This window comes from Nocardiopsis oceanisediminis, from assembly GCF_048595525.1.
Taxonomy (GTDB): Bacteria; Actinomycetota; Actinomycetes; order Streptosporangiales; family Streptosporangiaceae; genus Nocardiopsis_A; species Nocardiopsis_A oceanisediminis.
Genome location: NZ_JAFMZJ010000001.1, coordinates 3,754,515 through 3,779,904, shown reverse-complemented (window position 1 = coordinate 3,779,904; position 25,390 = coordinate 3,754,515). Strand labels below are relative to the sequence as shown.

23 protein-coding genes and 1 pseudogene are annotated in these 25,390 nt (G+C 75.5%); 9 read left to right on the top strand and 15 right to left on the bottom strand.

What is annotated here, in order from left to right:
* Positions 1-58: 58 nt before the first annotated feature.
* The 3 genes and pseudogenes from J0910_RS16900 to J0910_RS16890 form a co-directional block, all read right to left on the bottom strand.
* Positions 59-880, bottom strand: coding sequence for an aminotransferase class IV family protein (locus J0910_RS16900; protein WP_420159483.1), 822 nt, complete (start codon positions 878-880; stop codon positions 59-61).
* Between the two features lie 156 nt (positions 881-1,036).
* On the bottom strand, positions 1,037-2,164 hold the full coding sequence (locus J0910_RS16895) for a tetratricopeptide repeat protein (protein WP_420162012.1): 1,128 nt from the start codon (positions 2,162-2,164) through the stop codon (positions 1,037-1,039).
* Between the two features lie 1,929 nt (positions 2,165-4,093).
* Positions 4,094-4,474 (bottom strand): annotated as a pseudogene (locus J0910_RS16890) (VOC family protein); the annotation flags it as partial.
* Between the two features lie 198 nt (positions 4,475-4,672).
* Between J0910_RS16890 and J0910_RS16885 the strand changes: the two are divergent.
* Both J0910_RS16885 and rnhA read left to right on the top strand, forming a co-directional pair.
* Positions 4,673-5,239, top strand: coding sequence for a hypothetical protein (locus J0910_RS16885; RefSeq protein WP_420159482.1), 567 nt, complete (start codon positions 4,673-4,675; stop codon positions 5,237-5,239).
* Positions 5,240-5,800: 561 nt separating this feature from the next.
* Positions 5,801-6,259: a ribonuclease HI gene (gene rnhA, locus J0910_RS16880; protein ID WP_420159481.1), complete on the top strand. Its 459-nt coding sequence runs from the start codon at positions 5,801-5,803 to the stop codon at positions 6,257-6,259.
* A 42-nt stretch (positions 6,260-6,301) separates the two neighbouring features.
* On the opposite strand, the gene J0910_RS16875 is transcribed toward rnhA, so the two are convergent.
* Positions 6,302-7,258, bottom strand: coding sequence for an SDR family oxidoreductase (locus J0910_RS16875; protein ID WP_420159480.1), 957 nt, complete (start codon positions 7,256-7,258; stop codon positions 6,302-6,304).
* Positions 7,255-8,163, bottom strand: coding sequence for an alpha/beta fold hydrolase (locus tag J0910_RS16870; RefSeq protein ID WP_420159479.1), 909 nt, complete (start codon positions 8,161-8,163; stop codon positions 7,255-7,257). The genes J0910_RS16875 and J0910_RS16870 overlap by 4 nt, the downstream gene beginning before the upstream one ends.
* A 150-nt stretch (positions 8,164-8,313) precedes the next feature.
* Here J0910_RS16870 and J0910_RS16865 point away from each other — a divergent pair, with 150 nt between their 5' ends.
* On the top strand, positions 8,314-8,808 hold the full coding sequence (locus J0910_RS16865; protein WP_420159478.1) for a hypothetical protein: 495 nt from the start codon (positions 8,314-8,316) through the stop codon (positions 8,806-8,808).
* An 87-nt stretch (positions 8,809-8,895) separates the two neighbouring features.
* On the opposite strand, the gene soxR is transcribed toward J0910_RS16865, so the two are convergent.
* Positions 8,896-9,411: a redox-sensitive transcriptional activator SoxR gene (gene soxR, locus J0910_RS16860; RefSeq protein WP_420159477.1), complete on the bottom strand. Its 516-nt coding sequence runs from the start codon at positions 9,409-9,411 to the stop codon at positions 8,896-8,898.
* 268 nt (positions 9,412-9,679) lie between these two features.
* On the opposite strand from soxR, the gene J0910_RS16855 reads away from it, so the two are divergent.
* Positions 9,680-10,648, top strand: a complete 969-nt coding sequence (locus J0910_RS16855; protein ID WP_420159476.1) for a GlxA family transcriptional regulator — start codon at positions 9,680-9,682, stop codon at positions 10,646-10,648.
* A 76-nt stretch (positions 10,649-10,724) separates the two neighbouring features.
* Positions 10,725-11,348, top strand: coding sequence for a DJ-1/PfpI family protein (locus J0910_RS16850; RefSeq protein ID WP_420159475.1), 624 nt, complete (start codon positions 10,725-10,727; stop codon positions 11,346-11,348).
* 62 nt (positions 11,349-11,410) lie between these two features.
* Here J0910_RS16850 and J0910_RS16845 read toward each other — a convergent pair whose 3' ends face one another.
* From J0910_RS16845 to J0910_RS16830, 4 genes are read right to left on the bottom strand one after another with little or no spacing between them, the layout of a single operon-like run.
* A complete protein-coding gene (locus J0910_RS16845; protein ID WP_420159474.1) occupies positions 11,411-12,061 on the bottom strand; it encodes a hypothetical protein in 651 nt (216 codons plus the stop codon).
* 48 nt (positions 12,062-12,109) lie between these two features.
* Positions 12,110-13,084, bottom strand: coding sequence for an ABC transporter ATP-binding protein (locus J0910_RS16840; protein ID WP_420159473.1), 975 nt, complete (start codon positions 13,082-13,084; stop codon positions 12,110-12,112).
* A 3-nt stretch (positions 13,085-13,087) separates the two neighbouring features.
* Positions 13,088-13,921, bottom strand: coding sequence for an ABC transporter permease (locus tag J0910_RS16835; protein ID WP_420159472.1), 834 nt, complete (start codon positions 13,919-13,921; stop codon positions 13,088-13,090).
* Positions 13,914-14,708 (bottom strand): ABC transporter permease, encoded by a 795-nt coding sequence (locus tag J0910_RS16830; RefSeq protein ID WP_420159471.1) that lies wholly within the window; start codon positions 14,706-14,708, stop codon positions 13,914-13,916. Before J0910_RS16830 ends, J0910_RS16835 begins: the two co-directional genes overlap by 8 nt.
* Before the next feature lie 202 nt (positions 14,709-14,910).
* On the opposite strand from J0910_RS16830, the gene J0910_RS16825 reads away from it, so the two are divergent.
* Positions 14,911-15,855 (top strand): hypothetical protein, encoded by a 945-nt coding sequence (locus J0910_RS16825; protein WP_420159470.1) that lies wholly within the window; start codon positions 14,911-14,913, stop codon positions 15,853-15,855.
* A gap of 76 nt (positions 15,856-15,931) precedes the next feature.
* Here J0910_RS16825 and J0910_RS16820 read toward each other — a convergent pair whose 3' ends face one another.
* The 5 genes from J0910_RS16820 to J0910_RS16800 all read right to left on the bottom strand — a co-directional run bounded on the left by J0910_RS16820 (position 15,932) and on the right by J0910_RS16800 (position 21,069).
* On the bottom strand, positions 15,932-17,308 hold the full coding sequence (locus J0910_RS16820) for an FAD-binding oxidoreductase (RefSeq protein ID WP_420159469.1): 1,377 nt from the start codon (positions 17,306-17,308) through the stop codon (positions 15,932-15,934).
* Between the two features lie 98 nt (positions 17,309-17,406).
* Positions 17,407-17,787: a YchJ family protein gene (locus tag J0910_RS16815; protein WP_420159468.1), complete on the bottom strand. Its 381-nt coding sequence runs from the start codon at positions 17,785-17,787 to the stop codon at positions 17,407-17,409.
* Between the two features lie 50 nt (positions 17,788-17,837).
* Positions 17,838-18,380, bottom strand: a complete 543-nt coding sequence (locus tag J0910_RS16810; RefSeq protein WP_420159467.1) for a type 1 glutamine amidotransferase domain-containing protein — start codon at positions 18,378-18,380, stop codon at positions 17,838-17,840.
* 91 nt (positions 18,381-18,471) lie between these two features.
* Complete coding sequence (locus J0910_RS16805) at positions 18,472-20,367, bottom strand: PQQ-binding-like beta-propeller repeat protein (RefSeq protein WP_420159466.1); 1,896 nt, start codon at positions 20,365-20,367, stop codon at positions 18,472-18,474.
* A 42-nt stretch (positions 20,368-20,409) separates the two neighbouring features.
* Positions 20,410-21,069, bottom strand: coding sequence for a response regulator (locus tag J0910_RS16800; RefSeq protein ID WP_420159465.1), 660 nt, complete (start codon positions 21,067-21,069; stop codon positions 20,410-20,412).
* Positions 21,070-21,360: 291 nt separating this feature from the next.
* Here J0910_RS16800 and J0910_RS16795 point away from each other — a divergent pair, with 291 nt between their 5' ends.
* From J0910_RS16795 to J0910_RS16785, 3 genes are all read left to right on the top strand, one after another.
* Positions 21,361-22,014 (top strand): phosphatase PAP2 family protein, encoded by a 654-nt coding sequence (locus J0910_RS16795; protein ID WP_420162011.1) that lies wholly within the window; start codon positions 21,361-21,363, stop codon positions 22,012-22,014.
* A gap of 77 nt (positions 22,015-22,091) precedes the next feature.
* Positions 22,092-22,790, top strand: coding sequence for an ABC transporter ATP-binding protein (locus J0910_RS16790; protein ID WP_420159464.1), 699 nt, complete (start codon positions 22,092-22,094; stop codon positions 22,788-22,790).
* A 6-nt stretch (positions 22,791-22,796) separates the two neighbouring features.
* Positions 22,797-25,328, top strand: a complete 2,532-nt coding sequence (locus tag J0910_RS16785) for an FtsX-like permease family protein (RefSeq protein WP_420159463.1) — start codon at positions 22,797-22,799, stop codon at positions 25,326-25,328.
* The last annotated feature ends 62 nt before the right edge of the window (positions 25,329-25,390 follow it).

The following is a 25,390-nucleotide window of genomic DNA, read 5'->3' as shown; positions in this document are numbered from 1 at the left end:
GGCGCCGGCGCGGCCCCGCTCCGGGCCCTCGATGGGCCCGGGCCGGCCCGCCGGCCGCTCAGACCTCGGTGAGGGGCTCGTCCCGGTAGGCGCGGTGCAGCAGGTCCAGGAAGGCCGGGGCCTCGGGCAGGGGCGCGGCGCCGATCCGGTGCACCGCCACGCCGGGGGTCCAGGAGTTCATCACCGCGGCGCCGGCCAGCCCCGGAAGGTCGGCGGGCCGGACCTCCCGGACGCGCTGCGGGACGCCCAGCCCCTCCAGGCGGCGGCGGACGATGCCCATCGTGGTCCCGGCCAGCATCTCGGCCTCGGGCCACACCACCGCCTCGCCGTCCCAGAAGGCCAGGTTCCAGATGGAGGCCTCGCTGAACCGGCCCCGGCGGTCCAGGAAGGCCGCGTCGTCGAAGCCCTGCTCGGCGGCCAGGCGCAGCAGCCGGGTCTTGGCGGGCTCGCCGACGTGCTTGATCCCCGGGAGGAACCGCTCGTGCTCGAACGCGGCCAGTGACAGCGGCCCCTCCGGCCCGGAGGAGGGCGGCCCGGTGCGGACCAGCAGCCCGAGTTCGGCTCCGGGGTCGGCGGGGGTGAACTCGCCGGCCGAGGAGTACACCGTCGCGGTCAGCGACAGGTCGTCCGGCCCGCCCTCCAGCGCGGACCGGAGCCGGGCGCGGACCAGGTCGTCCGGGAGGGCCCGGTCGAACAGCTCCACCGAGGCGGCCCGCAGCCGCTCCAAGTGCAGGTCGAGGCCGCGGACCCGGCCCCCGCGCACCTGCACGGCGGTGAAGTGGGCGTACCCCGCGAAGGCGAGCGGCGCCAGCTCCCCGGCGGCCGCGGGCCGCCCGTCCAGTTCGGCGGCGGGGGCGGTGCGGGCGGTGTCGGCGGTCATCTGCGGCCTCTTTCTCCGGTTCGTGTCGCGGCGGGGCCCGGAACCTCCGTCCGGCGCCCCGCGGACCATCCTGCGCCGGCGGCGCCGGACCGCCCAGATCCCGGATCCGCTAGGACCGCCGGTCCTGGCACTGCCGGTGCCAGGATCCGGGCGGCGTCATCCGGCCGGCCCGCCCAGGAGCCGGGCGGCCCGGGGAGCGAAGACGGCGTCCCCGGTGTCCCGGGCCCGCTCCAGGTACCGCGCGGCCCGCTCGGTGTCGCCGTCCTCGCCGGCCATCTCCCCGAGCCGGTAGGCGGCCTCGGCGACCAGGTCCGGGGAGCTCCCGGCGGAGTCGAGGGTGCGCTGGTAGAACTCGCGCGACCGCTCCCGGTCGCCGACCTGGTAGTACAGCTCGCCGAGGTGGGCCAGCGCGAGCTCCCGCTGGAACCGGTCGCCGGAGTCGAGCACCCACTGGTACCAGCGCCGCGCCTCGGCCGCGTCCCGGCGCTTCTTCGCGTCGTAGCCCAGCATCATCGCCCCCGTCACGGCCGTGCCCCGGTCGCCGTGGTCGACCATGTCCAGGCAGCGGCGCCGGGCCTCGTCCGGGTCGCCGGAGAGCTCGGCCAGCTCGGCCAGCCGCCGCCGGCACACGCTGACGAGCGACCCGCCGTCCTTCCCCAGCCGGTCCCCGATCTCGGCGCCGCGCAGCTGGGCCTCCTCGGCCGCCGCGAGATCACCCTGCTCCTGGTAGAGGCGGCCGAGTTCGTGCCAGGCCCGGCCGGCGGAGAAGGAGTCGGGGGCCGCACCGGCCCGTCGGTAGGCCGCGATCGCCGCGCCGGTCTCGCCCCGCCCCGCATACGCCTTGCCCAGGTGGTAGTGGGCGCGGACCGCCCAGGCGCCGTCGGTGCCGGCGGCCAGCTCCCAGGCGAGGACGGCCTCGTCGATCCGCCCCGCGCTCTCCAGATCGGCGCCCAGTTTGAACCAGTGCTCCGGAGCGGGGCCGGCCGCCGGCGGTTCCGGGGCCTCTCCGTACCGGCCCAGGTGCCGGAGGAGCACGCCGAGCTCGGCGGCGGCCCTGCCGTGCGCCTCCGGGAACTCCCGGGCGGTGACCCGCCGGTACAGCCCGATCGCCCGGTCGAGGTCGCCGGAGAGGTAGAGGCGGCGGGCCGTCTCCGCGACCCCGTCGCCAGGGTGCCCGCCGAGGCGCAGGCGCTCCGCCTCTCTGCCGGCCGCCTCGCCCTCCAGGTCGCCCTGGGCGATGCAGGCCTCGATCAGCCGGTCCGACACCCTGCCGGCCAGGGGCATGCTCTGGTCGCCCAGCTCGGCCAGCACGCGCAGGGACCGCAGGGCGGCCGCCGACTCCACGGGCAGCCCCAAGAGCACCGGCACGCAGCGCTCCGAGGCGAGCCTCAGCGCCTCCTCGTCCCACCGGGCCAGCCGCTCGAACACCGACCGCAGGCCGTCGGCGTCCCCGTCCATCGCCAGGAGCACGGCCAGCGCCGGGGCGCCGAACCCGGGATCGGACCCGGGGATCCGCTCCAGCGCCTCCCGCCCGCCGTCCAGGTCGTCCTCGATACCGAGCAGCCTCTCCGCCGCCAGCCAGGCGAGCGGCGGGACCGCGTCGGCGGGCAGGTCGCCGCTGAGCAGCTCCGCGGCCAGCTCGTACCGCTCCTCCGCCGACCAGCCGTCCGACGGCGAGGAGCCGAACAGCCCGGCCGCGGCGCGGGGCATGAGCGCGCGGGGGCCCGTGTCGAGCACGCTCTGGAAGTGGTACTGGCTCTCGCCGCCCCCGTAGCGGTCGGCCAGGTCCAGCTCGCCGAGGCGCAGGGCGGCCCAAGGCGCCACGGCGGACCCGGAGCCGCCGGCTTCGGCGAGCGCGCCCGCCACGCGTTCGGCGTCGTCCCACAGCGCCGGGTCGACGGCGGTCAGGTAGGCGGTGTAGCCGGCCGCCGTCCGGTCCCCGGACCGTGCGGCCCGGGCCTGCCAGGAGGCCGCCTCCGACCCGGGCCCGCCGCCGTCGAGCAGGTCGCCGAGGAGGGCCGCGGCCGCCCCGGCCGACGGGTGCCCGTCCTGGGCCAGCGCCTCCAGGGCGGCCGCCGCGTCCGGGTCGCGGGTCAGGTAGCGGGCGAGCGCACCGACCGGGTCGGCGGCCGCGGAGGTGTCCGAGGGCGCGGCCTCGGCGGCGTCCAGGACGGCCAGAGCGATGGCCGCGCGCGGGCCGTGGGTGAAGTCGGCGGTCTCGGCGACGCCGGCCAGGAGCCGGCGGGCGGCGGCGGGATCGCCGTGCCGCAGCTCGATGCCGGCGAGCGCGGTGCGGGCCTGGTTCGCGGCGTGCCGCCAGTCGCCGGCGGCGACGGCGCGCAGCTCGGCGCGGGCGGCGTCCGGGTCGCCGGCGCGGTGGCGGGCGAGGCCGGGCCGGACCGGGGCGAGCCAGAAGGGCGGCCCCTCCGGGTCGTCCAGCGGGGCCAGCGCCAGGTCGACCGCGTCGGGCGCATCGGCCTCGGGGCGGGTGCGGTCGAGGAGCCGGGCGGCGCCCTCGCGGTCGCCGGCCTCGCGCAGCAGCTCGGCCAGGGACGCGGCGGCCCGCGGCCGGAACCAGGGGTGGCCGGAGTCGACCACGGCCCGGTAGGCCCGGATCGCAGCCAGGAAGTGCCGCTCGCCGCGGAGCAGCCGGCCGAGCTCGGCACCGGCCGCCGGGGCCAGGTGCGGGTGCTCGCTGCGGGCGAGCGCGGCCAGTCGGCCGGGGGCGGAGTCGGCCTCCCAGAGCTGCGGATAGGCGACGGACTCGCCGGCCGCGATCCCGGCGAGGGCGGCCCGCATCGCGGCGAACCCGCGCACGTCGGTCCGCCGGCTCAGCTCCTCGGCGCGACGGTGCGACTCCACCGCGGCGGCGAACCCGCCGAGCTCGAACAGCGCCAGACCGGCGCAGTTCAGCGCCACGCCGCGCAGGTCCGGATCCCCGGCGGCGGGCACCTCGTCGTGGATCTCCCGCGCGGCGGCCAGGGCCGCCCGGTGGTCGCCCTCCCGCGACCGCTCGGCGAACACCCCGAACGCCGCCCGCCGCGCCCGGTGGCCGCCGCCCGCCCCCGCCGAATCGTCCGCCATCGCCTCTGCCTCCAAGGTCCGCTTCTGATCGTGTGGTGCGCAGAGGGTAGGGGGCGGGGCCGACAGTGGCGCCGCGGCGGAGACCGGCGCTCCGCGGACGCCGCCGCCCGTCCCGGCGGGCGGAGGCCAGGAGCCCGAGGCGGCCCGGTCGGACTCGCTGCGCAGGACGCAGAACCCGTTGCCTTCGGGGTCGGCGAGGACCGCCCATCCCGAACCGTCGGGGTTCCGGTGGTCGGCGACGAAGGCGGCCCCGAGGCCCAGCAGCCGCTCCACCTCCCGGTCGCGCGAGGTCTCGGGGCGCAGGCGCAGGTGGATCCGGTTCTCGGCCGCCTTGGCCTCGGGCACCTGGTCGAAGTGGAGCACCGGCCCCTCCGGAAGCAGCACCTGGGTCTCCGGGGAGCCGGGCCCGTCCTCCGGGTGCAGCGGGCGGCCGGTCACACCACTCCGGAAGCGGGCGAGTCCGTAGGCGTCCGTGCAGTCGATCGCCACGTTCTGCAGTACCGAGAACATGCGCGACGGTTTCCCGGCTCTCCGCGCCGAGCGCCGCCGGGGCCGGTCCCGGGCTTCGGGGCGGGGACGCGCGGGAGGGCTCCGGGTTCACCCGGGCGGGTGTCCGGTTCGGGTCGGGGCGCCATGGTGAGCTGCGCGAACCCCGGCGGGGAGGCGGCCGTCCCACTGTGCGTGAGGCGGAGAGCGGAGGAGCGTGCCATGGGGTTCAGCGGATCGGGGATGCGGCGCCGGGTTCTGGGGGCGGCGGTGGCGGCCGGGGCGGCCGCCCCGCTGCTGCTGGCGGCGGCGCCGGCGGCGTCGGCGGGCGGCGCCGAGGGGCTCCGGGGCTGCGAGTCGAGCGACTTCAAGCTGATCTACGAGGGCCGGGAGGCCGCGGCGGGGACGGACTACATCCGGTTCGCGATGCAGCGGGTCATGGGCGGCGGCGCGGGGGAGGAGCCGTGCACGATCTATGCGCCGCTGCCGATGCACTGGGTGGACGGCCCGTACGGCGAGCGGGTGGGGGACTGGGGTCACTACGACTCCGAACCGCCGGAGCCGTTCACGGTCGCGCCCGGCGGCCGCGCCGACCTGGTGGTGCGCCAGCCCAACCCGGCGAACTACCCGGAGGAGGAGTGCGACCCGCGGCCGGTCTCGGGCATCCGGCTGTACCTGCGGTTCGAGGACGACCCCGGGGTGTACGGGTCGACCGGGGGACAGGACATGATGTGCGCCGAGCCGGGGAGGGCGGTGCCGACCGCCATCGTCACCCCGCACGGGGGCTGAACGGGGGAGAGGGGACCGCGAGGGCGGGGCGCCGCGATGGGGCGGCGCCCCGTTCCGGTGTCCGGGGCCGCCCGGCCGCTCCGGGGGCGCGGGCGGGGCGGAATCCTGGGGCGGACCGGTGAGGGCGCGCTGCGGCACTCTTTCCACTATAAAAATCTACGTCGTAAAGGCACTGGTTTCCGTCTTCAACAAAAAAGAAGAAAACCAACCAGGAAGGAGCGGCTACGCCGCCCTCATTGCCTATGGCTGCCGCTTCCCCGCATAGCGGGCACTCCCGGCGTTACGCTCCGCGGTCGCCGTAGGGACCGGTCGGTACGGGGGTCTGCGGCGGCTCCGCCCGAGGACCGGAGGCCGGGCCGCACCGGCGCCGACCCGGACCGCGGCTCCGGCCGGCGGGCCGCTCGCGGCCCGTTGGAAGGCGGGGCCGTTCTCCCCCGCGGGCGGAACCCCGCGGGGCTGTCGGGACACCGCCCTCTCCCCCGCCGGGCGGCCGCCGCCCCGGAGTCCGCCCGGTGCGGCCGCGGGCGCCCGGCGGTGCGCGCCGGCTGTAGATTGCCGGGCATGTCGATCGAGCGTGACGCGGGCCGGGTGGAGATCTATACCGACGGGGCGTGCAAGGGGAACCCCGGTCCGGGCGGGTGGGGCGTGCTGCTGCGCTGGGGGCGGCACGAGAAGGAGCTGTACGGGGGCGAGGCGGAGACCACCAACAACCGGATGGAGCTGACCGCGGCGATCGTCGCGCTGGAGAGCCTGACCCGGCCGGTGCCGGTGGTGCTGCACACCGACAGCACCTATGTGCGGGACGGGATCACCCGGTGGGTGCACGGGTGGAAGCGGAACGGGTGGCGGACCTCGGGGAAGGCGCCGGTGAAGAACGAGGACCTGTGGCGGCGGCTGGACGAGGCGGCGTCCCGGTCCGAGGTGGAGTGGCGGTGGGTGAAGGGGCACGCGGGGCATCCGGGGAACGAGCGGGCGGATGCGCTGGCGTGCCGGGGGCGCGACGAGGCCGCGGGGGTGTGAGGGGCGGCCGCGCCCCGGCGGGGCGCGGCGGTCCGGTGGTGTTCAGCGGTCGGCGGTGCCGGCCGGGGTCGTGGTTTCGCGTCGTCCGCTGCGGGCGGCGCTCTTCTTTTTGCGGGTGCGGGCGGCGAGGTCGGCGCGGCCTCCGGCGCCGACGGCGTGGGCGCGCTGGGCGGCGGTGGCTTCGAGTCGGGGTTGGAGGCGGCGGATTTCGCGGGGGCCGAAGGCGGCGACGATGCCGGGGAGTGCGGCGCGGGCTCCTTGGAGGGCGCGGAGCCAGGGCTGGCCGTAGACGTGGGGGGAGCGGCGGGCGATGCCGGTGACGATGTTGTCGGCGGCGGGTGGGAGGGGGTGGGTCTTGTTGAGGGGCCAGGGGAGGCGGGAGCGGAGTTCGCGGAGGACGTCGTCGGCGTCGGCTCCGCGGACCATGTCGGTGTCGGTCCAGGAGAGGTAGGCGATGCCGGTGGTGACGCCGTGGACGGCGGTTTCGGGGCGGATGGCGTGGGCGAAGGCTTCGACGCCGGCCTTGCTGGAGCAGTAGGCGGCCATGAGGGGGGCGGGGGTGAGGGCGGCGAGGGAGGCGATCTGGAGGTAGTGGCCCCGGCTGCGCTGGAGGGCGGGGAGGAAGGCGCGGGCGGTGGCGATGCTGCCGAGGAGGTTGACTTCGATGACGCGGTCGAAGGCTTCGGGGTGGGTGTCGGTGAAGGGGCCTCCGGTGGCGATGCCGGCGTTGGCGACGACGATGTCGATGGTGCCGTGGTGGGCTTCGATGGCTTCGGCGGTGGTGGTGAGGGCGGGCCCGTCGGTGACGTCGGCTTCCCAGTGGGTGGCGGTGGGGCCGCATTGGGCGGCGGTGGCGGCGAGGTGGTCGGGTTCGAGGCCGACGAGGGCGGGGTGGGCGCCTTGGTCGGCGAGTTTGCGGGCGAGGAGGGAGCCGAGGCCGCGGGCGGCTCCGGTGATGACGGCGGTTTTTCCGTTGAGGGCGGGGTGGCGGGTGGTCATGCGTGGGCCTGCGCCTTCTGGTCGTCGGCGGGGGCGAGGTGGGTGCGGGCGAGGCGGGTGAGGGCGTGGGCGACGGTGCGGGGGGCTTCGAGGGGGGTCATGTGGGCGGCGTCGGGGATTTCGATGAGTTCGCGGGCGTCGGGGAGGGTTTCGTGGAGGTGGTGGGCGTGGGTGATGGGGATGAGGCGGTCTTTGGCGCCGTGGATGAGGGTGGCGGGCATGTCGAGGCGGGGGAGTCGGTGGGTGAGTTCGAGGTTGCCGAGGACGTGTCCCCAGTGGGCGCGGGCGGTGGGGTGGCAGTCGTGGACGATGCGGGCGCAGACGTCGGTCATGGCGGGGTTGGAGCGGGGGGCCATGGTGATGTAGCGGATGGCGGCTGTGGTGAGGGGGTTTCTGGGGCCGAGGGGGAGGGGGGCGGTGAGGGCGAGGCGGTGGAGTGCGGCGCGGGGGGTGCTGTCGGTGGGGAAGAGGGGGAGGACGGTGGAGGTGTGGGGGAGGCGGGTGGCTCCGGTGCTGATGAGGGCGATGGCGGCGGCGCGGTTGCGGAGGGCGGGGCGGTCTGCGGCGGCCATGATGGTCATTCCGCCCATGCTGTGGCCGGCGATGACGGCGGGGGTGTCGTTGGGGAGGGTGGTCTGGAGGACGGTGGTGAGGTCGTCGGCGAGGGCGGTGGTGGTGTAGGCGGTGCGGTCGGTGGGGCGGTGGCTGCGGCCGTGGCCGCGCTGGTCGTAGAGGACGATGCGGAGGTCGGTGGGGAGGTGGTTGATGACGGGGGCCCAGAAGGGGGTGGAGCAGGTCCAGCCGTGGGCGAGGACGATGGTGGGGGCGTTGTCGGGGCCGATGGTCTCGATGTGGAGGGGGGTGCCGTCGGTGGAGTGGGCGGTGGTGTGGTGGCGTGTTGTCATGGGTCGGCTCCTTGGGGGTGGTGCCGGGTGTTTGTTACCGGTGGGTTGTGGCCGGTGTCACCGGAGCGTAGACCATGACAATGTTCATTGGAAGGTTTTTGTCGGATGTGCGGCGGGGTGTCGGTGAGTACGGGTGATCTTGCGGGTCTGGTGGCGGCGATTCCGCTGTACGTGCCGGTGGGGGAGGTGCGCCGGGCGCGGGTGAGCTCGTTGAGCGCCGATCCGGTGTCGGGGGTGCCGACGCGGGCGGTGGTGGACTTCGGGTCGACGCCGGAGGGGGCGGACGCGGGTCCGGAGCTGGAGGTGGCGACGCGGCTGTGGCCGGGGGCGGAGGGGGCCGGTGGGCGGGTGCTGCGGGGCCTGTGCGCCGAGAGGGCGTTGATGGAATTGCGTGCGCGGGATCCGCTGGGGGCGGGGGCGCTGTCGCTGGGCGAGGGGGCGGTGTGGTCGGAGGGTGTGGTGGAGGTGGACGGGCGGGAGCTGGCGTCGGTGGTGGTGGAGTCGGGGTCGTGCTGGGTCGCGGCGGTGGATGCGGGGGGCGGGGTTCTGGTGCGGGTGTACGCGCGGGCGCCGGGTCCGGGGCGGGTGCGGTTGCGGCGGGTGGCGGATGCGGGGGAGTTGGAGCCGCTGCGGGGGCGGGGGTGAGCGGGGTCTCGTATGTGCGGGCGGGGCCCTGCCGGGGTGTTCCGGCGGGCCCCGCGCGGGTGTGCGGCCTGTTGCGGTGGGCGGGGGTCAGGCGCAGCAGCCGGTGGGGGTCTCGTCGGGGGCGGTGCGGGGTTCGGGGTCGTCGAGGCCGGGGGTGAGGAGGCGGCGGGGGCCGGGGCCTTGGGCGGCGAGTTCGTCGTGGGGGTTGGAGAGGGCGCAGCGTTCGAGGGAGAGGCAGCCGCAGCCGATGCAGTCGGTGAGGTCGTCGCGGAGGCGCTGGAGCTGTTCGATGCGGGCGTTGAGTTCGGTGTGCCAGGTGCTGGAGAGGCGGGCCCAGTCCTGGGTGGTGGGGGTGCGTTCGTCGGGGAGGCTCTCCAGGGCGGTGCGGATGCGGGCGAGGGGGATGCCGACGCGCTGGGAGACGCGGATGAAGGCGAGGCGGCGGAGGGTGTCGCGGGTGTAGCGGCGCTGGTTGCCGGCGGTGCGGCGGCTGCGGATGAGGCCTTGGCGTTCGTAGAAGTGCAGGGCCGAGACGGCGACGCCGCTGCGTTCGGCGACTTGGCCGACGGTGAGTTCCTTGCGCTTCCAGGCCTCTTGGGGCACCGGGTCCTCCTTGGTCGGGGTGTGGCGGTGCCGAGCCTAGTACGGCTGGGGTTTCTTGGGGCCGGGGTGGTGTTCGTCTGTTTTGTCGGGTTGGTGGGGCGGGGCGGCGGGCTTGGGGCCGTGGCGGGTCGCTCCTTTTGTTTATGCAGGTCAACCCTATTTTTCGGTGGGTTCGGGGGCAAGGTGCAACGCCGGTCCGGGGGTGATGGCAGGAAAGGTGGGGTGCTCGGCATTGCCGCCACGGGCGGGGCGCGCCAGTATCGGTCCCATGGGTGAGCGCACAGTGGTGGTCCCGCTCTTCGAGGGCGTGCAGAGCCTGGACGTGACGGGTCCGGCGGAGGTGTTCTCGATCGCCGGCGCGCTCCTGGCGGGGCGCAGGGCGGCGCCGGGCTACCGGGTGGTGTCGGCTTCGCCGGGCGGTGCGGCGGTGCGCTGCTCCAGCGGCCTCCGGCTGCTGCCGGAGGCGGCGCTGGAGGAGGCGGGGCCGGGGGACACGCTGGTGGTGCCGGGCGGCCCGGGGACGCAGGCGCCCGACGGGCGGGTGGTGGCCTGGCTGCGGGAGCGGGCGGGGCGGGCGCGGCGGGTGGCGTCGGTGTGCTCGGGGGCGTTCCTGCTGGCGGAGGCGGGGCTGCTGGCGGGGCGGCGGGCGACGACGCACTGGGACCTCTGCGCGGATCTGGCGCGGCGGTTCCCGGAGGTGCGGGTGGATCCGGATCCGATCTTCGTGCGGGACGGGCGGGTGTCGACGTCGGCGGGGGTGACGGCGGGGATCGATCTGGCGCTGGCCCTGGTGGAGGAGGACGCGGGGCGGGAGGCGGCGGCTGCGGTGGCGCGCTACCTGGTGATGTATCTGCGCAGGCCGGGAGGGCAGGCGCAGTTCAGTGCGGTGCTGTCGGCGCAGGAGGCGCGGCGGCCGCCGGTGCGGGAGCTGCAGCACTGGATCGCGGAGAACCCGGGGGCGGATCTGTCGGTGGAGGCGCTGGCGGGGCGGGCGGGTCTGTCGCCGCGGCAGTTCGCGCGGGTGTTCGCCGGGGAGGTGGGGGTGACTCCGGGGCGGTTCGTGGAGGGGGTGCGGCTGGAGGCGGCGCGGCGGGCGCTGGAGGAGTCCTCCGACGGGGTGGCGGCGGTGGCGCGGGCGTGCGGTTTCGGGACGCCGGAGGCGCTGCGGCGGGCGTTCGTGCGGCGGTTGGGGTGTTCGCCGGCGCAGTACCGGGAGCGGTTCCGGCCGGCGGGGTGAGGTGTGGGGGCGGCCGCGGGGCCGTTCCCGTGCGGCGGCGTGCGGCCGCCGTCAACTACGGAGAGAGGTGGAGTGGATGCGTATCGTCATCGTGCTGTTCGAGGGGTTCACCGGGTTGGACGTGGTGGGGCCCTATGAGGTGCTGTCCCGGCTGCCGGGGGCGGAGACGGTGCTGGCGGCGGAGCGGCCGGGGCCGGTCCGCACCGACACCGGTGCGCTGGGGGTGGTGGCCGATGTGTCGCTGGCGGAGGCGGGGGCGGCGGACATCGTGCTGGTTCCGGGCGGGCCGGGGCAGGAGGCGCTGATGGAGCCGGGGCCGCTGCACGAGTGGCTGCGGGAGGCCGATGCGGGCAGTTCGTGGACGGTGTCGGTGTGCACGGGGTCGCTGGTGCTGGCGGCGGCGGGGCTGCTGGAGGGGCGGCGGGCGACGACGCACTGGGCGGCGATGGACCGGTTGGCCGGGTACGGGGTGGTGCCGGTGCGCGAGCGGGTGGTGCAGGACGGCAAGTACGTGACCGGGGCGGGGGTGTCGGCGGGGGTGGACATGGCCTTGGAGCTGGCGGGGCGGATCGAGGGCGATCTGTTCGCGCAGATGGTGCAGTTGGGCATCGAGTACGATCCGCGTCCGCCGTATTCGGCGGGTTCGCCGGAGTCGGCGCCGCCGGAGGTGGTGGCGGCGCTGGTGGAGGACTCCCGCTAGGCCGCCGGCGCCCCGGGCGGGCGGCCGCGGGGCCGCCCGCCCGGGGCGCGGGGCCGGAGTTCTCAGGGCATGAAGGGGAGTCCGCCGGTGAACGCGGTGGAGATCAGCCGGGGCACCTCCAGCGGCTCCAGGTAGCGTGCGTCGCTGACCTCGATGGTGAATTCGGCGCTGGGGAGGGTCTCCGGCGGGCCGTCCAGCAGTTCGTCCAGTTCCTCGCCGGACAGGTCGCGGGGGTCGGCCCCGTTCGGCAGGTTGCGCCCGGCCCCCAGCCGGTAGGAGAGCACGATCTCCCGGGTGAGTTCGGCGAACCTCTCCGGGGCGGGGGCGAGTTGGACGGTGTGCGATCTGGTGTCGGATCCGGTTCCGCCGAAGGGGTGGAGGCGGCCCTTGTAGGCGTCGTCCACCGTGATCCGGGGTTCGCGCGGCCGCAGGGTCCGCGGGTCCAGGACGTGGCGGTCGGCGTCGGTGCGCACGTTCTCGCCGAGGAAGGCGTCCCAGAGGCGTTTGATCATCGCGTCGGCGGTGGAGGGGTCCTGTGCGGAGGGGTGTTCTTCCAGGACGTGGCGGGGGCGGGGCCAGGCGTCCATGAGGATCTGTGCCGCGAACTCGGGTTCGGTGGGGAAGTAGGCCGTGTCGGGGTTGTGGATGTGCACGTGGCCGCGGAGGGTCCGGTCCTCGCGGGTGTCGAGGGACACCTTCAGCTGGTCGGTCATGGGGGGTCCGTTCATGGTCGGCGGTGTGCCTGGTTCCGGTGGGCGAACCTAGCGGCCATGGGTGACAGCGGGACCGGGGCGGCGGTAGAGGCGGGCGAGGACGTCTTCGATGCCGGGGTCGTGCAGGGCGAGGTCGGCGATGGGGTGGCGGGCGGCGGCCTCGGCGATGGCGGGGGCCGGGGGGCCGGTGAGTTCGAGCCATTGGCGGGGGCCCTGGGTGCGGAGGTGGCGGGTGCCGGGCAGGTCGAGGGGGTCGGCGGGGTGCTGGAGGTCGACGACGAGGGTGCGGGGGGCGGGGGCGAGGGCGCGCAGGCCGTCGAGGTCGCCGTCGTAGGCGAGGGTGCCGTGGTCGATGAGGATGACGCGGCGGCACAGGCGTTCGACGTCGCCGAGGTCGTGGGTGGTGAGCAGGATGGTGGTGTTGCGGCGGGCGTTGAGGTCGAGCAGGAATTCGCGGATGGCGGTCTTGGAGACGATGTCCAGGCCGATGGTGGGTTCGTCGAGGATGAGCAGGTCGGGGTCGTGCAGGAGGGCGGCGGCGAGGTCGCCGCGCATGCGCTGGCCGAGGCTGAGCTGGCGGACGGGGGTGCGCAGGAAGGGGGCGAGGTCCAGGGCGCGGGTGAGGTGGTCGAGGCGGGCGGTGTGGGCGGCGGCGGGGACGCGGTAGAGGTGGCGGGTGAGGGCGAGGCTGTCGCGCAGGGGGAGGTCCCACCACAGGGTGGTGCGCTGGCCGAAGACGACGCCGATGCGGGCGGCCAGGGCGGTGCGGCGGCGTGAGGGGTGCAGGCCGAGGACGATGAGGCGGCCGCGGGTGGGGGCGAGGATGCCGGTGAGCATCTTCATGGTGGTGGATTTTCCGGCGCCGTTGGGGCCGAGGTAGGCGACGGTCTCGCCGGGGGCGATGGTGAAGGTGACGTCGCGGACGGCGGTGGCGGTGGTGCGGGTGCGGCGCAGCAGGGGGCCGGTGGTGAGGGTGAAGTCGCGGCCGAGGCCGTCGGCGCGGATGGCGGGCGGGGTGGTCATGGGTCAGCTTCCGGTGGATCGGTAGTGGCGCAGGCCGGTGCGCCAGGCGAGGGCGGCCAGGGCGGAGAGCAGGAGGGCGGCGGCGGGGGCGGCGTGGCGCAGCTGGTCGGGCAGGCCGGTGGGGTCGGGGCGGTCGAGGAGGTAGAGGGCGGGCTGCCAGGAGACGAAGGCCAGGGGCAGGGCGAAGGTGGCCCAGCGGGCGGTGTCGGCGCCGAAGACGGCGAGGGGGTATTCGGTGAGGGCCTTGCCGCCGTAGGTGATGGAGTTGGCGGCTTCGCGGGCTTCGGCGATGAAGAACTGCAGGCAGGCGCCGAGGAGCCAGGTGGCGCAGCAGATGGCGGCGCCGGAGGCGATGAGGAGGGGGAGGGTGAGGGCGCGGGCGGGGGTCCAGTCGATGCCGGCGGTGGCCAGGGCGTAGGTGAGGCAGGCGAGGGCGGGGAGGACCTTGCCGAGGCGGCGGGGGGAGAACTCGTCGGCGGCGAGTTGGACCAGGGGGGAGACGGGGCGGATGAGCATGGTGTCGAAGGCGCCGGAGCGGATGTGGGCGCCGAGGCGTTCGACCTGGCCGATGAGGAGGTCGGCGGTGCCGAAGGCGGTTCCGGCGAGGCCGTAGACCAGGAGTGCTTCGGTGGGGGTGAAGCCGGCGAGGGTGCGGGCGTGGCCGAAGACGACCAGGACGGCGGTGAGTTCGATGGTGACGCTGAGGGACTGGGCCAGGCCGAGCAGGAGGAGGGAGAGGGGGTATTGGGCCATGGCGCGGGACCAGGTCCAGGTGAGGCGGAGGTAGGTGCGGGCGGGGGGTGCGGGCCGGCGGGTGTCGGCGGTGGTGTCAGCCACCTTGGATCACCGTCTTGCGGGTGGCGCGGGTGGTGGCCAGGGCGCCCAGGGCGAGTAGGGCGGCGGCCCAGGCGGCCTGCTGGGCGAGGCCTGCGGCGAGGTCGGGCGGGGTGTGTTTGCCGAGGAGGACTTCGACGGGGAATTGGATCATGGAGGCCCAGGGCAGGGCGCGCATGGCGGTGGCGAGGGGGTCGGGGAAGAGGACGAGGGGCAGGAGGACGCCGGAGAAGGCGGGGCCGGCGAGGAAGAGGAGGCTTGCCAGGCCGCGGGTGTCCAGGAGCCAGAATCCGGCGAGGGCGAAGAGGTAGCGCAGGGCGAAGCCGATGAGGACGGCGAGGGTGGCGGCGGTGGTGAAGGCGGCCCAGGTGGCGGGGTGGGCGGGCAGGTCCAGGGGGAGGAGGAGGGCGCCGGCGGTGAAGGTGGGTGCGCCGCGGAAGGCGGTCTGGAAGGCGGCGCGGCCGAGGTCGTCGGCGAGCCACCAGACGAGGGGGTGGGCGGGGCGCAGGAGGTCGGTGGTGATGTCGCCGGTGCGGATGCGTTCGCCGAGGTCGAGTGGGGGGCCGATGATGGCGGTGGGGGCGAGGAGGGCCTGGGTGATGAAGACGTGGGTGATGGCGTCTGCGGCGTCGTAGCCGTTGATGCGGGGGCGGGCGTCGAAGAGGGCGAGGAGGACGCCGGCGTTGATGAGGCCGAAGGCGGTGTTGGTGAGCAGGCCGGCGGCGGTGGCGGCGCGGTAGGTGGCGTGGCGGTGCAGCCCGTTGGCGAACACCGCGCGGTACAGGCGCATGAGAGAGGGGGCTCCCTGGCGGTCGGCCGTGCGTGTGGTGGATGACGGCCAGGGGCGGGCCCCGGGCCGGTGTCCGGCACGGCCCTGCGTCGCGCAGGTCCGGGTCGCCGCGAGGTTGTGAGGCTAGCACGGTCGGGGCGGTGGTGGGGCGCGGTTAGGGTTTGCGGGCCGTTTTCGTGTGGTGAAAGGGAGTGCGGGGGTCATGGGCGAGGGTCTGAGTGTGGTGCTGGACGTCGATCCGGGGGCCGATGAGCGTCTGGTGGGCGAGGTGTGGGCGTCGGTGGGTGTGGAGGCCGCTGCGGGGCCGGAGGGCGCGGGGGAGGGGTGTGCGTCGCTGGGCACGGTGGTGGCGCGGCGCGGTGGTGAGCTGGTGGGGTGGGCGACCTTGCTGGAGCCGGACGGGCGCGATGGCGAGCCGCATGTGCAGTGGGCGCTGGCGTCTTTGGAGGCGGGGCTGGTCGCGGGGGGCGGTGCGGTTCCGGTGGTGGGTGAGGCGGAGCTGGCTGCGGTGGAGGTGCTGGTGGGGGCTGCTGCGGAGCGGGCGCGGGCGCTGGGGCACGGGGGTGTGGTGTGGTCGCCGGGGATGCCTGAGGTCGATGCGGTGGTGGCGGGTCGGCTGGGTGCGGTGGTGCTGCGGGAGGAGGGCCGGGACTGGGGGGTGGCCGATCTGGCGGGGTGGTCGGCGCCCGGGGGGTTGCCGGCGGTGCGGGTGCGGCGGGTGGAGGAGGTGGGTGAGGAGCTGCTGGAGGCCTATGCGCGGTTGTACGCCGAGCATGCGGTGCTGCATCCGTTCGAGGCGGAGTGGGACGCCGATGATGTGGCGGACTTCTTGGACACCTCGGGTGTGGAGGGGGTGCGGGAGGCTCCGGTGTTCGATGTGCTGGAGGGGGGTGTGCTGCTGGCGCAGCTGCCGGTGCTGGTGGACGCGGGCGGGGCGGCGGCGGTGGGCAAGGTGGTGCACCACGGGGTGGACGCGGAGCGGTTGGCGGCGGGGATCGCGGGGTGTGCGGGGTCGCTGGCCGGTGATGTTCCGGCGGTGCGGTCGCTGGTGGTGCGCGAGTTCGATGATGCGGTGGTGGCCGGTGCGGCGGAGCGGGCCGGGCTGGTGGTCGTGGCGCGGTGGCCGGTGTACCGGTTGGGTGTTTGAGTCTTCGGTTGCGGGGGCGGTGTTTCCGGGGCGGGGCCCGGGGGCGCCGCCCCCCTTTTTTTTTGGGTTCTGGGGGTCAGTCGAAGATTTTTCCGGGGTTGAGGATGTTGTGGGGGTCCAGGGCGGTTTTGACGGCGCGGTGCATGGCGAGGACGTCGGGGCCGAGTTCGGTGGCGGCGCCGCGTTTTTTGAGCAGGCCGACGCCGTGTTCGCCGGTGACGGTGCCGCCGAGGGCGAGGGCGTCGTCGACGATGTCGTCGAAGGCGTTCTGGGCGCGGTGCCTGGCGGGGGTGTCGTCGGCGGGGACGATGAACAGGGGGTGGAGGTTGCCGTCGCCGGCGTGGGCGATGTTGGCGATGCGGGTGTCGTGGCGTTTCGCGGCGGCCTCGATGCGCTGGAGCATGTCGGGCAGGAGGGCGCGGGGGACGCAGACGTCTTCGGTGAGCAGGGGGCCGAGGCGTTCGAGGGCGGGGTAGGCGAGGCGGCGGGCCTGGAAGAGGGCTTCGGCTTCTTCGGGGTCGGTGGAGCGGGCGGCGTAGCCGGCGCCGTTGGCGCGGAAGTGTTCTTCGATGCGGTCGGCCTGGTCGGATCCGGTGGGGTCGGGGGTGTCGGTGCGGGCGAGGAGGAGGACGTCGCCTTCGGTGGCCAGGCCCATGTTCTTCCAGTCGTCGACGGCTTGGAGGCAGGGGCGGTCGATGAGTTCGAGGGCGGAGGGGGTGATGCCGTCGGCGGTGATGGCGGCGGTGGCGCGGCCGGCGTCGGCGAGGGTGTGGAAGTGGCCGATGACGGTGTGGGGGGCGGTGGCGGGGGCGGGGATGAGGCGCAGGGTGATCTCGGTGATGAGGCCGAGGGTGCCTTCGGAGCCGACCATGAGTCCGCACAGGTCGTAGCCGGTGACGCCTTTGGCGGTGGTGCGGCCGAGGCGGACGGTGGCGGCGTCGGCGGTGACGGTTTGCAGGCCGAGGACGTAGTCGCGGGTGACGCCGTATTTGACGCAGCACAGGCCGCCGGCGTTGGTGTTGACGTTGCCGCCGATGGTGGACCAGGGGGAGGAGGCGGGGTCGGGGGGGTACCACAGGCCGTGTTCGGCGGCGGCGGCGCGGAGGTGGTCGTTGATGAGGCCGGGTTGGACGGTGGCGGTCTGCTGGGCGGTGTCGATGTGCAGGACGCGGTTCATGCGTTCGAAGGAGACGACGATCCAGCCGTCGGCGGCGTTGGCGGCGCCGGACAGGCCGGTTCCGGCGCCGCGGCCGACCAGGGGGGTGCGGGTTTCGGCGCAGATGGCGACGGTGGTGGCGACGTCGTGGGCGTCGCGGGGGCGGATGAGGGCGGCGGGGGTGCCGTGGGGGGCCCATTCGGCTTCGTCGTGGGCGTAGCCGGTGGTGAGGGCGGGGTCGGTGGTGACCTGTTCGGGGCCCAGGGCGGCGGTCAGTCGTTCTGCGGTGCCGTGCACGTTCGCCTCCTCGGGGGTGGTGGGGGCGGGGCGGTGCGCCGTCGCCCGTTAGGGCACCTTAGGGCGTGGAGGGGCGGGTGCGCGGTGCGGGGGCGGTGTCAGGGGTGGGCGTCGAGGTAGGTCCAGTGGCCGTGGTGGCGGAGGAAGCGGCTGTTCTCGCGGAGGGTGAGGGGGAGGGGGCCGTCGAGGTAGTGGGCGGTGAAGTCGACGGTGCCTTCGGTGTGGAAGGCGGTGCCGCCGGTGGTGGTGTGGATGTTCAGGCCGGTCCAGTGTGTGCGGGGGTCGAGGTCGATGTGGGCGGGGCGGGTGCGGGGGTGCCAGGTGCGCAGGAGGTGGGGGGTGTGGCCGAGGGCGTAGGCGGTGTAGCGGGAGCGCATGAGTTCTTCGGCGGTGGCGGCGGGGCGGCCGTTGTGCAGGGGTGCGCAGCAGCCGGTGTAGGGGCGGGGGTGTCCGCAGGGGCAGGTGCGTGGTCGGGGCATGCCCCCATTGTGGCGGGCGGCGGGGTCCGGGGTGTGTTGGGGCGGGTGTTTCAGCGGGCGAATTCGGTGGTGATGCGGGCGCAGAAGGCGGGCAGGTCGTCGGGGTTTCGGCTGGTGGTGATGGGGTGGTCGGTGACGACCTGTTCGTCGACGACGGTGCCGCCGGCGTTGCGGATGTCGGTGCGGATGCTGGGGTAGGAGGTGAGGGTCCGGCCGCGGACGGCGTCGGCTTCGACGAGGATCCAGGGTCCGTGGCAGATCGCGGCGACGGGTTTGGCGGCGTCGATGAAGGCGCGGACGAATTCCACGGCGGCGGGGGCGGCGCGGAGCCGGTCGGGGTTGGCGGTGCCGCCGGGGACGATGAGCGCGTCGTAGTCGCCGGGGTCGGCGTCGGTGACGTCGCGGTCGGCCTGGAAGGTCGCGGAGGGGTGGATGTCGGCGTCCATGGCCTGGATGGCGCCGGTGCGCAGGGAGACGAGCTCGGTGCGGGCGCCGGCGTCTTCGACGGCCTTTTTGGGCTGCTGGAGTTCGGCGCGCTCGACTCCGTCGGTGGCCAGGATCGCGATGTTCTTGCCGTGCAGGGCGCCGCCCATGGCCTGTCCCCCCTTTTTTTCCGTTGCGGTGTTCGGGGGTCTACCCGGTGCGGGGGCGGCCGATGCGGGCCGGTGGGCGGGTGCCGTGCGGCTATGGCAGGTCGAAGACGACGGTCAGTGAAGGGGTGGGCCGGTGGTGGCGGTCCAGGGGGCCTGGGGAGGCGGCCGCGATCGCCCCGGGCAGTCCGATGATGTCGAACTCGATGTCGAGAACGGGGTCGATCTCTGATTCCGTTTCGGGGGCGGGGCCGTCGACGACGGTCCCCTTCTCGCAGTCGACGGCGCGCAGGTCGCCTTCGGCGGGGAAGATGTGGGAGCCGATGCGCTGCGGGTCGTCCATCGGCTCTTCGAAGGCGGTGACGATTCGGCCTTCGTCGGCGCCGATGCTCTGCGTCTGCGTCATGATCACGCGTTCGCCGCAGGCCTGGACGACGCGGGGGTCTGCGATGTACTCCAGGGTTCTCGCCGCTGCGGAGCCCGGGTCGTCGCGGTGGGGGGCGTTTCGCCACCGCACGCCGCCGTCGGCGTCATAGGCCGTCAGCGTGGCGCCGCTGCCGGGGAGGGAGCGGAGCTCGCCGCGCCAGTCGCTTCGCTGGTATCCCTGCGCGCTCACGATGACCGCGGGGCCGTGGCCGTCTCCCATGGCGACGTTGGAGATCGCGGGGCCGGCCTGCTCCAGCTCTGAGGCGACAGTGCCCTCTTCGGCCGGCGGTAGGGAGATGCGCCGGGTGAACAGCAGGCTGCCGTCGTCGAGGTCGTACACGGCCAGGTCCGCGCCGTTCCATGCGGCGGCGTGCCCTCCTCCGGCGGCGATCCCCTGGGGCGGTTCGGTGTCGGCTGCGGCCTTCTGCTCCTCCGGGGGGCGCAGCGGCCCGACCGGTGCGGTGTCCAGGGTCGCGACCCGGTCGCCCGTGGCCGGGTCCAGGACGGACCACTGCCGGGCGGGTCCGTGTTGCCGGGCGAGGATCCGGTCGGGGGTCTGGGGGTCGGTGACCGCTTCGGCCAGGCCGGGTGAGCACCACATCCGCCGCCCGGTGTCGGCGTCCAGGGCCAGTAGTGCCCGGTGGGTCTCGGTGTGGTCGTGGGGGGAGGTCCGCGGGGGCGTCGGGTGCTCGCGCCGGAGTTCGACGAGCACGGTGTCGCCGGCCAGGTGGACGCGTCCGCTTCTGGGCCGGTCTGCGGCGATGACCGATTCGGGGTCTTTGAAGGCGGGGTAGTCCGCGCGGGCGCTCCACAGGACCTCGCCGTCGTGGGGGGTGTAGGCGGCGAGGCCGTCGCTGCCGGTGATGACGAGTCTGGATGCGTCGCCGGCGGCCACGCCGGCCCACAGCGGGATCGACCAGCGGGGCGGCCCGATTGCGGTGTTGCCGGTGAAGGTGGCGGCCAGGTGCTCCAGTACCTCGGTGCGGGAGTGGTGGCCGCCGGTGAGGTCGTCGGCGGCGGGGCCGGTCTGCGGGGGCCGGCCGTCGGGCCAGTCGGGGGAGGCGCCGGTGCGGGGGGTGAGCGCCCCGCACAGTGCCGCGTCGCCGGCCGGGCGCCAGTACTGGGGGGCGGCCAGTCCGGCGGCGATGAGCGCTGCGCATGCCAGGACGGCGGCCCTGTTCAGGGGGCCTCCGCCCGGGGCCTGCGCGATCTGTTCGCGCCACCGCTTGCGGCGGAGCGCCGCGGTGAGGAGTGCCAGTGCGGCCGTGCCGACCACCGCCGGTACCGGCCAGGCGAACCAGGCCGCGGCCACTGCGGCGCCGAACAGCAGCAGGTCGCCGGCGGGGCCGAGGGGGGCTCGGCGGAACGGCGCCCGCAGCCGTGGGATGCAGGCGGCCGCGAGTGCGGTGAGCAGGAGGAGTGCCGCTGCTGCGGCTGCGGCGGCTGTGGAGGCGAGGGCGGAGAGGGACCAGGGGAGCGCCGTGCACAGGATGGCCGCGAGGGCGGTTCTGGACGCGGTGGCGATGTGGTCGCGTGCGGTGGGGCGGGGGGAGTGGTCGGGCACGGGGGGAGTCTCCCATGGCCGGGGCGTCTTCCCGGGCGGGGGTCAGGCGGGGGTGAGGCCGGCCTGGTGGGCGATGACGGCGGCTTGGACGCGGTTGGCGGCGCCCAGTCCGGCGAGGACGGCGCTGACGTGGGTTTTCACGGTGTCTTCGGCGAGGTGGAGGCGGCGGGCGATCTCGGCGTTGGGCAGGCCTTGGCCGAGGAGTGCGAGTACTTGGCGTTCGCGGTCGGTGAGGGCGGCGACCTGGGCGGCGGCGGTGCCGGCGGCGGGGTCGGGGCGGGCCGCGGCGGCCATTGTGCGGGCCATGAGGGCGGCGGCCTTGGCGGAGAGGTAGGCGCCGCCGGCGGCGACGGCGTGCACGCCGGCGATGAGTTCGCGGGGGTCGCCGGCTTTGAGGAGGAAGCCGGAGGCGCCTTCGGCCAGGGCGCGGGTGATGTAGTCGTCTTTGCCGAAGGTGGTCAGCATGGCCACGGCGGTGCCGGGTGAGGCGCGGCGGACGTGGGCGACGGCGCCCAGGCCTCCGCCGCCGGGCATGCGGATGTCGAGGAGGGCGACGTCGGGGCGGGTGCGGGCGGCCAGTTCGACCAGTTCGGGGCCGGTGCCGGCTTCGCCGGTGACCTCGATGGCGGGGTCGGTGTCCAAGATGGTGCGCACGCCCACCCGGATGAGGGGTTCGTCGTCGGCCAGGACCACCCTGATCACGGGGTTCCTCCTTGTCCGCCGTCGGCGGTCGTGGTGGTGGTGCGGGGGCGGGCCGTGCCGGCCGCCTTTTTCTTTCTTGGAGGTTAGCGGGGCGGCGGGGCGGTCTCGCCCGGAAGTGGTGGTGGGCGGTTCGGTGGGCGGCACTTTCGGGTGAGGGGCGGGGGGCGGGAGGGGTGGGCGGGTGGGCGCGTCGGGGGGATCCGGGGCGGGGGCGGGGGGTCGTAGCTTCGTTGCGGCGCGGCCGGCCTGGCCGCGTTCGTGCCGGTTCTATCGGTTGGAGTGCCGTTGTCGATGGTGGATGTGTTGCGTGGGGCCAGTACCGAGGGGTACCGGGCGGTGACCGGGTGGGCCCTGGGGGCGCCGGAGTGGGTGCGGGGCGCGGCGGAGGCGGGGACGGACCTGCTTTTGGCGGGGTTCGCGGCGGTGATGCTGGCGGTGTGGTGGCGTTCGCGGCGGTGGGGGGCGCGGGCGGTGGGTGCGGCGCTGCTGGGGCCGGTGGCGGCGGTGGCGGCCTATCTGGTGAGTGAGACCGCGAAGTCGGTGGTGGAGCAGGACCGGCCGTGCCGGGCGGTGTGGGATGCGGCGGCGTCGATCGCTGCGTGTCCGGAGGTGGGGGACTGGTCGTTCCCGAGCAACCATGCGGCGGTGGCGGGGGCTGCGGCCGCGGCGGCGGTGGTGGCGTGGCGGTGGGCGGGGGCGGTGGTGGTTCCGCTGGCCGTTCTGGAGGCGTTCTCGCGGGTGTTCGTGGGGGTGCACTACCCGCACGATGTGCTGGTGGGGCTGGCCGTGGGCGCGGTGGTGGCGGTGCCGGTGGTGGTGTGGGGTTCGGGGCCGGCGGGTGTGCTGGTGGAGCGGTTGCGGGGTGTGGGCGGGCTGCGGTGGCTGCTGGCGGCGGACGCGCCGCGGGAGCGCGGGCGCGCGGTGGTGGGGGGCGGTTCGCGGTGAGGGCCGCGGCCGGGCGGGCGGCGGAGACCGCCCCGCCCCCTCCTCTTTCTTCTGGTGCGGCGGTGGCGGCGCGGGGGTTGTCCAAGACCTACGGCGCCGGCGATTCGGCCGTGCACGCCCTGCACCAGGTCGACGCCGCCTTCGCAAGAGGCGCGTTCACCGCGATCATGGGCCCCTCCGGATCGGGCAAGTCCACCCTCATGCACTGCCTGGCCGGACTGGACACCCCCACCGCCGGATCGGTGCACCTGGGCCGCACCGACATCACCCGCCTGAGCGACCGCGAGCTCACCCGGCTGCGCCGCGACCGCATCGGGTTCATCTTCCAGTCGTTCAACCTGCTGCCCATGCTCACCGCCGAGCAGAACATCACCCTGCCCGCGCGCATCGCCAAGCGCCCCGTCGACGCCGCGCGGCTGGCCCGCCTCATCGAGGTCACCGGCCTGGGCGACCGCCTGGGCCACCTGCCCTCCAAGCTGTCGGGCGGCCAGCAGCAGCGCGTCGCGGTCGCCCGCGCCCTGCTGGGGGCCCCCGAGGTGGTCTACGCCGACGAGCCCACCGGCAACCTCGACTCCCGCTCCGGCGCCGAGGTCCTGGCCTTCCTGGCCGAATCCGCCCGCGAGCTGGGCCAGACCATCGTGATGGTCACCCACGACCCGGTGGCCGCCTCCCACGCCGACCGGGTGCTGTTCCTGCGCGACGGCCGCCCCGCCGGCGAGCTGCACGCCCCCACCGCCCAGACCGTCACCGACCGCCTGCTCGCCCTGGAGTCCTGAAACCCCATGCTCCGCACCACCCTGGCCGGCCTGCGCCAGCACAAGACCCGCCTGGCCACCACCGCCCTCGCCATCGCCCTCGGCACCATGTTCACCACCGCGACGCTGGTGTTCACCGCCGGCCTGGGGGCGCATTTCGACGCCCGGGTGATGGGCGGCTCCGAACGGGTGGACGCCGTCGCCGCCGCCGAGGAGGCGGGCGGGATCCCGGCGGGTGCGCTGGAGGCGGTGCGGGGCCTGGAGGAGGTCGCCGCCGCCGACGGCACGCCCCGGGGGAGCGCGGTGCTGCTGGATCCGGGCGGGCGGCGGCTGGGCGAGGCGCCGGCGGTGGTGCTGGCCGCGCCCGGGCGGGTGTCGCGGTTCCCGGTGGCGGCGGGGGCGCTGCCGTCGGCTCCGGGTGAGGCGGCGCTGGCCACCACCACCGCCGAGGCCGGCGGGTTCGGGGTGGGCGATGGGGTGCGGGTGGTGGACGCCGGGGGGCGCACCCGGTCGTTCCGGGTGAGCGGGCTGGTGGACTTCGGGGTGGAGGCCGAGGTGCTGCGGCGCGGCGCGGTGGTGCTGGAGGCCGGGGCGGCCCGGGAGGTGTCCGGGGTGCGGGGGCTGGACGAGATCGCGGTGCGCGGTGCGGAGGGGGTGTCCCAGGAGCGGGTGGCCGATGCGGTGGCCGGCGTGCTGGGCGGTGAGGCGCGGGTGTGGACGGGCCGGCGGTTCGGTGAGGTGCAGGCCGAGGAGGCCGGGGTGCAGGCGCGTTCGGTGTCGGCGGGGCTGGGGCTGTTCGCGGGGGTGGCCTTGTTCGTGTCGGTGCTGGTGGTGTCGAACACGTTCGCGGTGCTGGCGGCGCGGCGGGTGCGGGAGACGGCGCTGCTGCGGTGCCTGGGTGCGGGCCGGGGGCAGGTGTTCGCGGCGGCGGTGGGCGAGGCGGTGCTGCTGGGGGCGGCGGCGTCGGTTCCGGGGGCCGCGGCGGGTGCGGGTGCGGCCGCGGGGGCGCTGGTTCTGGGCGGCGGCGCGGTGGCGGGCGTGTCGGGCGGTGTGGAGCCGGTGGTGGGCGCGGTTCCGGTGGCGGCGGGTGCTGCGGCGGGGGTGGTCGCGACGGTGGGTGCGGTGCTGCGGCCGGCGTGGGAGGCGACGCGCACGGCGCCGGTGGAGGCGCTGCGCGCCGGTGCGGCGGGCGGTTCGGGTCCGGTGTGGGGGCGGGCGCGGGCGGTGGTCGCGGCCGCGGGGTTCGCGGGTGCGGGTGTCGCGGCGGGTGCGGGGTCGGTGGCGGAGCCGGGTGCGGGGGCGATGTGCGCGGTGGCGGTGGGGGGTGTGCTGTGCTTTTTCGGGGTGATGGCGGTGGCGCCGGCGGTGGTGGGCCGGGTGGCCTCGGTGGTGGGGGCGGTCGCGGGCCGGCGGTGGGTGGTGTGGCGGTTGGCGTGCGACGGTGTGGTGCGTGCTCCGCGGCGGGCCGCGTCGGCGGTGGTGGCGCTGGCGGTGGGGGCGTGCCTGATCGGGGGGTATGCGGTGGCGGCGGCGTCGATCCAGGCGACGCTGGTGCAGGTGATGGCGCGTGAGCTGCCGGCCGATTATGCGGTGTTCCCGGTGGCCGGCGGGGAGGGGCGGCCGGGTCCGGGGGACGGGCGGCGGGTGCCGGGGGCGCTGGCGGAGCGGTTGGCGGAGGATCCGCGGGTCGGCGGGGTGGTGCGGGTGCGCACCGGGCGCGGGAGCGTGGGGGGTGCGGGGGTGGAGGTCTCGGCGTATGTGGGCGCCGATGTGGGGGTGGACGTCTCTTCTGAGGTGGTGGAGGGGGATCTGGCCGGGGTGGGGCCGGGTGCGGTGGCGGTGGAGGCCGGTGCGGCGGAGCGGCTGGGGGTGGGGGTGGGCGACGTTGTGGCGGTGTCGGGTCCCGGTGGTGAGCGGCGGGTGCGGGTGGCGGCGGTGGTGGCTCCCGGGGGGATGGCGGGGGTGACGGTGGATCCGGGGGATTTCGGGGTGCTGTTCCCGGGTGCGGGGGATGCGGTGCTGCTGGTGCGGGGCGCCGGCGGGGTGGCCGGTGCGGAGCTGCGGGGGGCGGTGCTGGGTGCGGTGGCGGATTTCCCGGGGGTGGAGGTGTCCAGTGCGGCGGATCAGCGGGCGCAGTTCTCCCGGTTGTTCGATTCGATCTTCGTGGTGGTGGTGTGCCTGGCGGGTGCGGCGGTGGTGATCGCGGTGCTGGGGGCGGCGAACACGTTGGCGCTGTCGGCGGGTGAGCGGGCGGGGGAGTTCGCGCTGCTGCGTGCGCTGGGGTTGTCGCGGGGGGCGCTGGGCGGGGTGCTGGCGGCGGAGGGGGTCGTGGTGTCGGTGACGGGTGCGGTGCTGGGGGTCGGGGTGGGGGTGGTGTTCGGGGCTTTGGGTGCGGTGGCGTCGGTTCCGGATGCGGTGGTGGCGCTGCCGTGGGTGCGGGTCTCGGTGGTGGTGGGTGCGGCGGTGCCGGTGGGGTTGGCGGCGTCGGTGCTGGGTGCGCGTGCGGCGGCGTCGGTGGGGGTGGCCGGTGCGGGGTCGGGTGCGCCGGGGCAGGTGTGAGGGCGGCCGCGGGCGGGTGTTCATTGCGCGGCCGGTTCTTGTCCGCGGTCGCCGGCGATGCG